An 11,010-nucleotide genomic window follows, 5' to 3' on the forward strand; every position below is an offset into this window, starting at 1 on the left:
GTCCTTACAGGCCGGACTCGGACGTACGGACCAGGATGCGGCGGCAGTTCTCGCAGCGCACCACGGTGTCCGGGGACGCGGCCTTCACTTCGTTGACCTCGGTGATGTTGAGCTCCAGGCGGCAGCCCTCGCAGCGCCGCTGGTAGAGCTTGGCGGCGCCGATGCCGCCCTCCTTCTCACGCAGCTTGTCGTAGAGCTTCAGCAGGTCGGCGGGGACCGAACCCGCCACGACCTCGCGCTCCTTGCCGACCGTGGCGGCCTCGCCGTCGAGCTCCTCGAAGGCGGCGTCGCGGCGGCCCGTCGCGGCGTCGATCTTCGACTGCACGGAGGAGACGCGTCCGGTCAGCTCGGTGACCCGCTCCTGCGCGGACTCGCGGCGCTCCATGACCTCGAGGACGACGTCCTCCAGGTCGCCCTGGCGCTTGGCCAGCGAGGCGATCTCCTTCTGGAGGTTCTCCAGGTCCTTGGGCGAGGTGACCGCGCCCGAGTCGAGGCGCTGCTGGTCGCGGGCCGCGCGCTGGCGGACCTGGTCGACGTCCTGCTCCGCCTTGGTCTGCTCGCGGGCGCAGTCGCTCTCCTCCGTCGTCGCGGCGACGAGCAGGTCGCGCAGCTGCGCGAGGTCCTTGTTCAGCGACTCGATCTCGGCGTGCTCGGGCAGCGACTTCTTCTTGTGCGCGAGCTGCTGCAGGCGTACGTCCAGGGCCTGGACGTCGAGCAGTCGGATCTGGTCGGCGGGCGCGGCGTTCAGTTGGGGGCTCCTGTGGTGTGGGAAGTCGAGGCCGCGTGGGCGGTCCAGGGGTCGGTGACCGTCTTCGAGACGTGGACGCGAAGGCCCCATCCGTGACGGTCGGAAATCTCGTCGAGCTGGGCTGCGGCCAGCTCGCACCAGGGCCACTCGGTGGCCCAGTGCGCCGCGTCGAGCAGCGCGAGAGGCGTGCGTTCGCGGGCCTCGGACGCCGGGTGGTGGCGCAGGTCCGCGGTGAGGAAGGCGTCGACGCCCGCGGCGCGCACGTCGTCGAAGAGGCTGTCGCCCGAGCCGCCGCTGACCGCGACCGTGCGGATCAGCTGCTCCGGGTCGCCCGCGACACGGATGCCCTGCGCGGTGGCGGGCAGCCGCTTGGCGGCGCGCTCGGCCAGCTCGCTCAGGGTCAGGGGGTGGTCGAGTTCGCAGATCCTGCCGAGGCCGCGACGGCCCCGCTGATCGGCGGGGTCCGGTACGAGCGGGCGTACGACACGGAGGTCGAGCGCGCCCGCGAGCGCGTCGGAGACGCCCGGGTCGGCGCGGTCGGCGTTGGTGTGCGCGACGTGCAGCGCGACGTCGTTCTTGATCAGGTCGTGGACGACGCGGCCCTTGAAGGTGGACGCCGCGACCGTCGTCGTACCCCGCAGATAGAGCGGGTGGTGGGTGACCAGGAGCTGGGCACCGAGCCGCACCGCCTCGTCGGCGATCTCCTGGACGGGGTCGACGGCGAACAGGACGCGCGACACCTCGGTGTCGGGGTCGCCGCAGACCGTGCCGACCGCGTCCCAGCTCTCGGCCAGTTCGGCGGGCCACAGGGCGTCGAGCGCGGCGAGTACTTCTGACAGACGGGGCACGGGGAAAAGGCTACCTTCCCCGAATGCCCGGCAGGTCTTGCGTTACCGACCGCTGTCGGTCGGCTACGGACCGGCGGTGGGGCCCGTCAGGGGCGCGGGGAACTGCGCGAGCGGCTTGTTCTGGGCTGAGCGCGCAGTCCCCGCGCCCCTGACGGGGCGCCTCTTACGGGGCGAGGTTCGTCTTGAGGTCGTCCAGGACGGAGTCCGCCGCCGTCACACCGAGGCCCAGGTACCAGGTCTCGTCGGGAACGTCCTTGGCCTGGCCCTTCTTGACCGCGTCGAGCTTCTTCCACAGGGGGTTCTTCTCGGCGCCGGAGCGGTCGGTCTTCGACGCGTCGCCGTAGACGCCCGTGAAGATCCAGTCCGCGTCGGCCTGGTCGATCTTCTCCGGGCTGACCTCGACGGCGAGATCGTTGACCTGCTGGTTCTTGGGCCGCGGCAGGCCCGCGTCGTCGAGGATCGTGCCGATGAAGGACGCCTTGGCGTAGAGGCGGATGCGGTCCGGCATGTAGCGGAGCATCGTGATCGTCGGCTTCTTGCCGTCGTGGGCCGCGCCGATCTCCTTGCCGAGGGCCTTCGCCTTCTTCTCGTACGCGGAGAGCTCCTCCTTGGCCTTGGCGGTCTTGTCGAGCGCGGCGGCGTTCAGGAGGTAGTTCTCCTTCCACGTGAAGCCGGGGCGGATCGAGAAGACCGTGGGGGCGATCTTGGAGAGCTGCGGGTAGAGCTTGGCGGCGCGCAGCTCGCTGCCGAGGATCAGGTCCGGCTTGAGGTTCGCGATGGCTTCCAGGTTGAGGGAGTTGATCGTGCCGACGTCCTTGGGGTCGCCGGCCTCCTTCTTGAGGTAGCCGGGGATGCCGTCGTCGCCCTCGGTGGGGGCGTAGCCGACGGGCTTGATGCCGAGCGAGACGACGTTGTCGAGTTCGCCGACGTCCAGGACCACGACGCGCTTGGGCTGCGCCTTCAGCTCGGTCTTGCCGTGGGCGTGCGTGATGGTGCGCGGGAACTCGCCCGGCTTGGCCGTGGTGCCCATCTTCGCCGTCTGCTCGGCGGCCTTGGCGAAGTCGTCGCCGCCCTGGGCGACGGCCTTGCTGCCGCTGCCGTTCTCGGACTTCGCGGAGCCGTCCTCCGACCCGCAGGCCGCGAGCGAGAGTGCGGCGGTCACGGCGAGGGCGACGGCTGCGGTGCCGCGGCGGTTGCGCCGTACGGACCGGATGGACACGGACATCGGGACTCCAGGGGGTGCGCCGCTCGGATCCGACCGAGCTTAGGTTCGCCTAACTTTAAGCGGAGCCGCCTCTCCCAGCACAACCGCCCCCGTCCCCTCAGTCGAATCGGGACATTGCCACCCTTCTGTGTGAAGTGAACAGTCACAGGTGCCACGCCAGTGCGTACGAAAACTAGCTTCGGGGCCGGAGGTGACACCCACGATGACGACAGCGCCACCCGCGCCGGCCCCGCACCGGGCCCCCGCCCGCCCAGCGGGGTGCACGATCGCGGCGGACGGGTCGTACGCAGCGCGCCTGGCCCGTGGCGGGGACGCGCCGGACGCCTGGTTCCCGGAGCGCTGGACGCTCGGCTCCGCGGAGCCCTATGCGGTGCCGCTGCCCGGCAACCAGCCCGAGGAGCCGGACACGGAGGTGCTGCCGATGTCCGACGGGCGCGTCCTCATCCACCGCGTGGTGGACGCACGCCACACCTTCGCGCTGCTCTACCCGACGGGCCCCGACACCGGCGAAGTGCCTCTCGGGGCCGTGGAATGCGGCGAGTTGAGGCTGCTGCCGCCCGCGCCGGGCGGCAGCCGCGCGTATGCGGTCGCACCCGGCGAGCACTCGTCCGCCGTGTGGCTGGTGGCGGGCGGCGCCTTCGGGCCCGAGCATCTCGCGGAGATCCCGGGGCGCTGCTCGGGCGGCGTCTGGCTGGACGGCACGGACCGCATGCTCGCCCTGGACCGCACGCTGGAGGGGCGCACCAAGACGGTCGCCGTGGACCTGGAGCGCGGCGGCGAGGTCTCGCCGCTCCTGCAGATCTCCGAGGAGAGCGACGACCGGCTGCTGCTCGCGGACCACGACAGCGGTCTGCTGCTGCTCCGCTCGGACGCCCCCGGGCAGGACCGGCTCGGCTGGGGTGTCCTCGGCGGTACGCGTCCGGTGCGCTTCCCCGAGTGTCTGCGGCTGCCCGGTCTCGCGCTCACGCCGTTCGCGATCCAGCCGGGGCAGGTGCTCATGCCGGAGGGCTGCGCGGTGGCGCTGCGGATCGAGGGGCCCGCGGGCAGCTGGCTCGGCACCTGGCGGCCCGCCGAGCGCAGACTGCGCCAACTGGCGGCGCCCGAGGGGTGGTTGACCGGCACCGGATGGTGGACGCGGCAGGGCGAGCTCTGTCTGCCGTATGCGACGAAGGCCGCGCCGTGCGGTGTCGCCCGGCTCGACGCGGCCCCGCCTCCCGCGCCGCCCGAACCGGAAACGTGCAGGTCGAAGGCGCCCGCGGAGGATCCGCCGAAGCCCGTGGTGGCGCGGCCCGTGCCCTTGCAGCAGGCACCTCTCACCGGGCGATCGGCGGGCGGTTAGACTCGCCCGGCTGTACCGAACGATCTTCTTACGGGGTGAGTAGTTTGATGACGACCGAGACCAGTACGGAGACCCAGTGGAACACCACGCCGCAGGACGCGGCGGCCGCGCACTCCGGTGCCGGTAACCAGCTTTCGGGCAACCGCCTTTCCGGTGCCGGCCGGCACCGGGGCCCGGTGGCCGAGCACGACGAGGCCGCGGCGCCGAGCGGACGGCACCGCAGGCAGGACCAGGCGTCCTGACCCGACGCACCCGGCAGGGGCCCGGCACCATCTGGTGCCGGGCCCCTGCGCGTTGGCGCACCTCGAAGGGGCGCGCGCTCAGTCCCGCTTGAGCGCGAGGACCTCCGCCGCCGCGAACGTCTCGTTCGGCGGCCGGTCCGCGTAGTACGGCGAGATCAGCTCGTCCAGTTCGTCGAAGGTGAACGTCTCCTTCACCGCGTCGAACTTGGCGGCCACCTTGGGCCGTTCGACGATCGCGACCATGCCGCCGTGCACCACGAGCAGCTGCCCGTTGACCTTGGCGGCGGCGGGCGACGCCAAGTAGCCGACCAGGGGCGAGACATGCTCGGGCGCCAGCGGGTCGAGCTGGCCCGCGCCCGGCTCCTGGAAGCCCTGGAAGACGTCCTCGGTCATCCGCGTACGGGCGCGCGGGCAGATGGCGTTGGCGGTCACGCCGTACTTGGCGAGGGCGAGCGCCGTCGACGTGGTGAGACCGACGATGCCGCCCTTGGCCGCCGCGTAGTTGGGCTGGCCCGCGGATCCGGCGAGATACGCCTCCGACGAGGTGTTCACGATCCGCCCGTACACCGGAACGCCCGCCGCCTTGGAGCGCTCGCGCCAGTGCGCCGCCGCGAAGTGGGTGGTGTTGAAGTGGCCCTTGAGGTGGACGTGGATGACCGAGTCCCACTCGGCCTCGCTCATCGAGAAGATCATCCGGTCCCGCAGGATGCCCGCGTTGTTGACCAGGATGTCGAGTTTCCCGTAGGTGTCGATCGCCGACTGGACGAGCGCGCGGGCCTGTTCGTGGTCCGCGACGTCGCCGGTGTGGGCGACGGCCTGTCCGCCGGCGGCCCTGATCTCGGCGGCGACCTCCTCGGCGGGCGCCGCGGACGCCTCGCCCGAGCCGTCGCGGCCCGGCTGCCCGAAGTCGTTGACGACGACGCTCGCGCCGAGCCGGGCCAGTTCCAGGGCCTCGGCGCGGCCGAGGCCGCGGCCCGCACCGGTGACGATCGCGGACAGGCCAGCAAGTGGCAGTGACATCAAAGTCCTCTCAGAGCTAGGCGGTTCGGATCCCGGCCGCGGGTTCGGATCCCCCCGCGGTTCGGTTGCCGCGGCGGGTCAGATCTCGATGCAGGTGCGCAGGGCCACGCCCGTGCGCATCTGGTCGAGCGCCTCGTTGATCTCGGCGAGCGGTACGCGGTGCGTGATCAGGCCCTCCAGGTCGATGCGGCCCGCCCGCCACAGCGCGATGGCCCGCTCGTACGAGGTGAGGACGTCGCCCCCGCCGTACATGGACGGCAGGATCCGCTTCTCGTCGAAGAACAGCTCGAACATGTTGAGCTGCAGGTTGTCGTCCATGGCGCCCGCGCCGACGACGCACAGGGTGCCGCCGCGCCGGGTCGTCTCGTACGCCGTGCGGGCGGTGGCCGACTTGCCGACGACCTCGAAGACGTAGTCGAAGCCCTCGCCCGCGGTGATCCGCTGCTTGGCGTCGGCGAGTTCGTCCGGCGAGACGGCTTCCGTGGCACCGAACCTGAGGGCGGCCTCGCGGCGCGACGCGACCGGGTCGACGGCGACGATCTGCGCCGCGCCCTTGAGCCGGGCGCCCTGGATCGCGGAGATGCCGACGCCGCCGCAGCCGATGACGGCGACCGACGAACCGGCCGCCACGTCCGCGGTGTTGATCGCGGCACCGAGCCCCGTGGTCACCCCGCAGCCGATCAGCGCCGCGATGTCGAAGGGCACGTCGTCGGGGATCGGTACGGCGCACCCGGCGTCGACGACGACCTCCTCGGCGAAGGTGCCGGTGCCCGCGAAGCCGAAGACGTCACTGCCGGGGCGCTTGAAGTTGGGGGTGCCCGCGTTCATGAATCCGGCGAGGCAGAGCTGGGTCTGGCCGCGCTTGCAGGCCGGACAGGTGCCGCAGGCGGGCAGCCAGCACAGCAGCACGCGGTCGCCCGGGGCGAGGCCGCTCACGCCGTCCCCGACGTCGACGATCTCGCCCGCGCCCTCGTGTCCGGGGACGAAGGGGGCGGGCTGCGGCAGCACGCCGTTCATCGCGGAGACGTCGGAGTGGCACAGTCCCGTCGCCCGGACACGGATCTTCACCTTGCCCGGGCCGAAGCCCGTCGCCTCGACGTCGTCGAGGACCTCGAGCTTGTCCTGGCCTATCTCGTGCAGTACGGCTGCGCGCATGGTGCGGCTCCTCACTGGCTGATCAGGATCGCTGGCCGATCAGTCACTGACTGATCAAGAGTGTTCGACGATGGTGTCGGCGAGTACCGGCGCGTCGTCCCGCTCGACCGCCGTCACGGTCGCCTGGACCCGGCCCTCGGTGCGCCACATGCGGATCCGCAGGGTCTCGCCGGGGAAGACGATCCCGGCGAAGCGCGTGCGATAGCTCCGCACCCGGGAGACGTCGCCGCCGAGCAGTGTGTCCACCACGGCCTTGAGCGTCATCCCGTAGGTGCACAGGCCGTGCAGGATCGGCTTGTCGAAGCCCGCGAGCTTGGCGAACTCGGGGTCGGCGTGCAGCGGGTTCCAGTCGCCGGAGAGGCGGTAGAGCAGCGCCTGGTCCTCGCGGACGGGCCGCTCCACGACCTTGTCGGGCTCGCCCTCGGGGGCCGGGACGCGGGCGGAGGGGCCGCGGTCGCCGCCGAACCCGCCTTCGCCGCGTACGAAGATCTGGGCGTCGCTCGTCCACAACGGCCCGTCGGCGTCGGCGACTTCGGTGCGCAGCACGAGGATCGCGGCCTTGCCCTTGTCGTACACGGCGGCGACCTTGGACGCGCTGGTGGCCCTGCCCTCGACCGGGATCGGGCGGTGCAGCGTGATGTCCTGGCCGCCGTGCAGGACCGCGGCGAGGTTCACCTCGATGCCGGGCGCGGAGAGCCCGCCGACGACGCCCATGCCCGCGCCCGCGACGGTGGCGAAGCTGGGCAGGACGTGCAGCTCGGACTCCAGCGTGTAGCGCAGCTCGTCGGGGTCGGTGGCGGGCAGGCCCGCGCCCAGGCCCAGGTGGTAGAGCTGGATGTCCTTGTGGTCCCAGGCGATCTCGGCTGACCGGGGCTCCGCGGCGACGGCCTTCGCGGCGTCAATGGGCATGGGGTGGCAACTCCTTGGGCCGGAGGTCAAGACCTCGGTGCGGCCGTCCGCACCGTCGGCCGCACCGAGGTCGCAACAGGGCCGGAGGGCCGGTCCGCGAACCGGCCCGTTCTAGAACGCGTTCCAGTCCGGCGATCCCATGTATAGCCGAGGCCCCGGGAGTTGTGAAGACTCCTGACGCGACGTCAGATCTGCGGTTGTGACATTTGTACCGGCCGAGTCCGTACAGGCGCATCTGCCGCCGCCCCACCCCCGATCCATAGCGTCGTGGTCATGACGAAGACATCACCCGCGGCCACGACGCGGACACCACAGGACGGGCCCGCGGTGGCCTTCACCGGAGCCGTCAAGGCCTTCGGCCCGGTCCGCGCCGTGGACGGCCTCGACCTGGAGATCACGGCGGGCGAGACCGTCGCCCTGCTCGGCCGCAACGGCGCGGGCAAGTCCACCGCCCTCTCCCTGCTGCTCGGCCTGAACGAACCCGACGCGGGCTCGGTGCGGCTCTTCGGGCAGAGCCCGGCGCGGGCCGTCGCCGCGGGCCGGGTCGGCGCGATGCTGCAGGAGGGCCGCCAGGTGCCGCGCGTCACCGTCCGCGAACTCGTCGGCTTCGTCGCCCGCACCTACCCCGCGCCGATGCCCGTCGCCCGCGCCCTCGACCTCGCGGGCATCGCCGCACTCGCCGGACGGCGCGTGGACAAGCTGTCCGGCGGCCAGATGCAGCGGGTTCGGTTCGCCGTCGCGCTCGCCGGTGACCCGGCGCTCGTGGTGCTCGACGAGCCGACCGCCGCCCTGGACGTCGAGGCCAGACACGCCTTCTGGGACTCGATGCGGGCCTACGCGCGGTCCGGCCACACCGTGCTGTTCTCCACCCACTACCTGGAGGAGGCCGACGCGCACGCCGACCGGATCGTCGTCATCGACCGCGGCAGGACCGTCGCCGACGGCACCGGCGAACAGCTGCGGCGCGCGGCGGGCGGCAGCCTGGTCGCCTTCGACCTCGCGGGCCGCCCCACCGAAGGGCTCACCGAACTGCCCGGCGTACTCGCCCTCGAGGTACGCGGCGACCGGGCCCGGCTGCGCACCGAGGACTCCGACGCGACGGTCGTGGCGCTCGCCGCGCTCGGCGCGATCCGCGGCCTCGAAGTCGCGCCCGCGTCCCTGGACGACGCGTTCCTCGCCCTCACGTCCGCCCCCGCCGCGCGTCTGGAGACCGTGTGATGATCCTCGACTACATCAGGCTCGAAGTCCGCAGGACCCTGCGCGAGACCACCTTCGTGGTCTTCGGCGTCGGCATGCCGGTCCTCATGTACCTCCTCTTCACCAACATCGGCGGCGCGGACGGCGCCGACGCCCAGGACTGGAAGACCGGCACCATGGTCGGCATGGCCGCGTACGGCGCCCTCGGCTCGGCCCTCGCCACCGGCACCGGCGTCGCCGAGGACAAGTCGATCGGCTGGCTGCGGCAGCTGCGGATCACCCCGATGCGGCCCCGCGACGTGGTGCTCGGCCGGGCCCTCGCCGGCTCCGTGACGGTGCTGCCCTCCGTCGCCGCGGTGCTCGTGGCGGGCGCCCTGGTCAACGACGTACAACTGGGCGCGGGGCAGTGGACGGCGCTCCTGCTGCTCCTCTGGCTCGGCGCCCTGCCCTTCACACTGCTCGGCATCGGCAACGGCTACCGCCTCACCGCCCAGACCACCGGCGTCGTCAACGTCGCCTGCAACCTCGGGCTCGCGGTCATCGGCGGCCTGTGGTTCCCGGTGAGCGAGTTCCCCGACTGGCTGCGCACCATCGGCGCCTACACGCCCGCCCACCGCTTCGCCGACCTCGGCTGGTCCGCGACGGACGGCAACGCGCCGGGGCTCGGCACCATCACGGTCCTCGGCGCCTGGCTGCTGGCCTTCGGTTCGTACGCTGTGGTCTCGTATCGCCGGGCCGCGCGGACCGTGTGACCGTGAACCGCGTGACGGGAAAGGGGACGACCGTGTCCTTGAAGCACAGGACCACCTGCCGGATGCGGGAGTGGCAGGACGCCCGCCGGGCGTGGAAGTCCGACTGGGCCGAGGCCAAGCCCGCCTGGCGCGCCAGGAAGAAGAGGGGCGAGGTCCCCGAGGAGATCGGCCCGCCCAACGGCTTCGCCCTGCTGCCCTGGCTGCTCATGGGCATGGGCGCCTTCTCGCACCTGCTCCAGGGCAAGACCGCCAACCCGTGGATCGCGGGCGCGGGCATCCTCGCCTTCAACTCCCTCTACATCGCCGTCGTGTTCCGCGCCTTCGACAAGAAGCTGCGCACCGCGCCCGCCACGCTCTGGTGCCTCGGCGCCCTGGCCGCCCTCACCGTCGCGCTCGCCGCGGGCTACGGCGGCAGCTGGCTGATGTTCTTCCCGCTGCTCGGCCTCGCCACCGGATCCGTCGTACGGGGCCGGTGGCTCGGCCCCGTCGGCCTCGGCCTCGGCGCCCTCGCGGGCGCCATCGGCGGGGCCAAGGAGGGCTGGGACGCGGCGAACATCGTGTACGGCACGTTCCTGTCCGTGATGGTGACCGCGGCGATCCTCTCGCTGTCCGAGACGGTGCGCGAACTGCGGGCCGCCCGCGAGGAGTTGGCCCGCAACGCCGTCGAGAAGGAACGCCTGCGCTTCTCCCGCGACCTGCACGACCTGCTCGGCCACACGCTCTCCGTGATCGTGGTGAAGGCGGAAGCCACCCGGCGCCTCGCCCCGCGCGACCTCGACGCGGCGCTCGGCCAGGTCTCCGACATCGAATCCGTCGGCCGGCAGGCGCTCACCGAGATCCGCGAGGCCGTCACCGGCTACCGCGAGGGCAGCCTCGCCACGGAACTCGACCACGCCCGCGATCTGCTCGGCGCGGCGGGGATCGAGACGGTCGTCCGCCAGTCGGGCCCGCCCCTCGCCCCGCAGAGCGCGGCACTCCTCGGCTGGGTGGTCCGCGAGTCCGCCACCAATGTCGTACGTCATTCCGGCGCGGCCCACTGCGAGATCGAGGTCACCGGTACCGCCGAACGGGCCCGTCTCGTCATCACCGACGACGGACGCGGCCCCGGCCCCGGCACCCCCGGCAGCGGCCTCAAGGGCCTGGCCGAACGACTCGCCACAGCAGGCGGCTCCCTCACCTCCGGCCCCACCCCCCACACCGGCTTCCGAGTCACCGCGGAACTACCGATCACCGAAACGGATCCGGTACCGGCGGGCGGGTAGGGGGCGCGCTCGCCGGGGGCGGGTAGGGGCCGCCCGCCGGAGCAGGTAGGGGCCGCCCGCCGGAGCGGGGCGGCCAGGGGGCGTGGTGTGGCCGTGGGACGGGGCGGCGACGGCGGACGGGACCGTGCCCCCCCGGGGGTGTGACCGTCGGGGGGCGTGACCGCCGGGGGCGACATGTGACCGTCGGAGACGGGGAGCGGAGGCCGGGCGGGGAGCGGGCGCTGGACGGGGCGCGGGCGCCAGACGGGACCGGGACCGGGACCGCCGAACAGACCGCGGACGCCAGACGGGACACACCCGCCCGGCGCGACGT

General features: G+C 72.5%; 11 protein-coding genes. 5 read left to right on the forward strand and 6 right to left on the reverse strand.

Annotated features, from left to right (window positions below; all coding sequences use genetic code 11):
- Positions 1-4 precede the first annotated feature (4 nt).
- From ACFWZ2_RS06065 to ACFWZ2_RS06075, 3 genes are all read right to left on the reverse strand, one after another.
- Positions 5-748, reverse strand: coding sequence for a zinc ribbon domain-containing protein (locus ACFWZ2_RS06065; RefSeq protein ID WP_384542772.1), 744 nt, complete (start codon positions 746-748; stop codon positions 5-7).
- On the reverse strand, positions 745-1,596 hold the full coding sequence (locus tag ACFWZ2_RS06070; protein ID WP_384542495.1) for a Nif3-like dinuclear metal center hexameric protein: 852 nt from the start codon (positions 1,594-1,596) through the stop codon (positions 745-747). Before ACFWZ2_RS06070 ends, ACFWZ2_RS06065 begins: the two co-directional genes overlap by 4 nt.
- Before the next feature lie 163 nt (positions 1,597-1,759).
- Positions 1,760-2,821, reverse strand: coding sequence for an ABC transporter substrate-binding protein (locus ACFWZ2_RS06075; protein WP_384542497.1), 1,062 nt, complete (start codon positions 2,819-2,821; stop codon positions 1,760-1,762).
- Between the two features lie 202 nt (positions 2,822-3,023).
- Between ACFWZ2_RS06075 and ACFWZ2_RS06080 the strand changes: the two genes are divergently transcribed.
- On the forward strand, positions 3,024-4,160 hold the full coding sequence (locus ACFWZ2_RS06080) for a hypothetical protein (RefSeq protein ID WP_384542499.1): 1,137 nt from the start codon (positions 3,024-3,026) through the stop codon (positions 4,158-4,160).
- A 47-nt stretch (positions 4,161-4,207) separates the two neighbouring features.
- Positions 4,208-4,402: a hypothetical protein gene (locus ACFWZ2_RS06085; protein WP_384542502.1), complete on the forward strand. Its 195-nt coding sequence runs from the start codon at positions 4,208-4,210 to the stop codon at positions 4,400-4,402.
- Between the two features lie 78 nt (positions 4,403-4,480).
- On the opposite strand, the gene ACFWZ2_RS06090 is transcribed toward ACFWZ2_RS06085, so the two are convergent.
- The 3 genes from ACFWZ2_RS06090 to ACFWZ2_RS06100 form a co-directional block, all read right to left on the reverse strand.
- Entirely contained in the window at positions 4,481-5,422 is a 942-nt protein-coding gene (locus ACFWZ2_RS06090) for a 3-oxoacyl-ACP reductase (RefSeq protein WP_384542505.1), read from the reverse strand.
- Between the two features lie 78 nt (positions 5,423-5,500).
- A complete protein-coding gene (locus ACFWZ2_RS06095) occupies positions 5,501-6,577 on the reverse strand; it encodes a Zn-dependent alcohol dehydrogenase (protein WP_384542507.1) in 1,077 nt (358 codons plus the stop codon).
- Positions 6,578-6,631: 54 nt separating this feature from the next.
- A complete protein-coding gene (locus ACFWZ2_RS06100) occupies positions 6,632-7,486 on the reverse strand; it encodes a MaoC/PaaZ C-terminal domain-containing protein (protein ID WP_384542509.1) in 855 nt (284 codons plus the stop codon).
- Between the two features lie 273 nt (positions 7,487-7,759).
- Here ACFWZ2_RS06100 and ACFWZ2_RS06105 point away from each other — a divergent pair, with 273 nt between their 5' ends.
- From ACFWZ2_RS06105 to ACFWZ2_RS06115, 3 genes are all read left to right on the forward strand, one after another.
- A complete protein-coding gene (locus tag ACFWZ2_RS06105) occupies positions 7,760-8,704 on the forward strand; it encodes an ABC transporter ATP-binding protein (protein WP_384542512.1) in 945 nt (314 codons plus the stop codon).
- Positions 8,705-8,706: 2 nt separating this feature from the next.
- Positions 8,707-9,435 carry an ABC transporter permease gene (locus tag ACFWZ2_RS06110; RefSeq protein ID WP_384542774.1) on the forward strand — a complete coding sequence of 243 codons (729 nt, stop codon included), beginning with the start codon at positions 8,707-8,709 and terminating at the stop codon, positions 9,433-9,435.
- A gap of 62 nt (positions 9,436-9,497) precedes the next feature.
- Positions 9,498-10,697: a sensor histidine kinase gene (locus ACFWZ2_RS06115; RefSeq protein ID WP_384542777.1), complete on the forward strand. Its 1,200-nt coding sequence runs from the start codon at positions 9,498-9,500 to the stop codon at positions 10,695-10,697.
- Positions 10,698-11,010: the final 313 nt, after the last annotated feature.

The sequence above is a fragment of the Streptomyces sp. NPDC059002 genome (assembly GCF_042740435.1).
Lineage (GTDB): Bacteria > Actinomycetota > Actinomycetes > Streptomycetales > Streptomycetaceae > Streptomyces.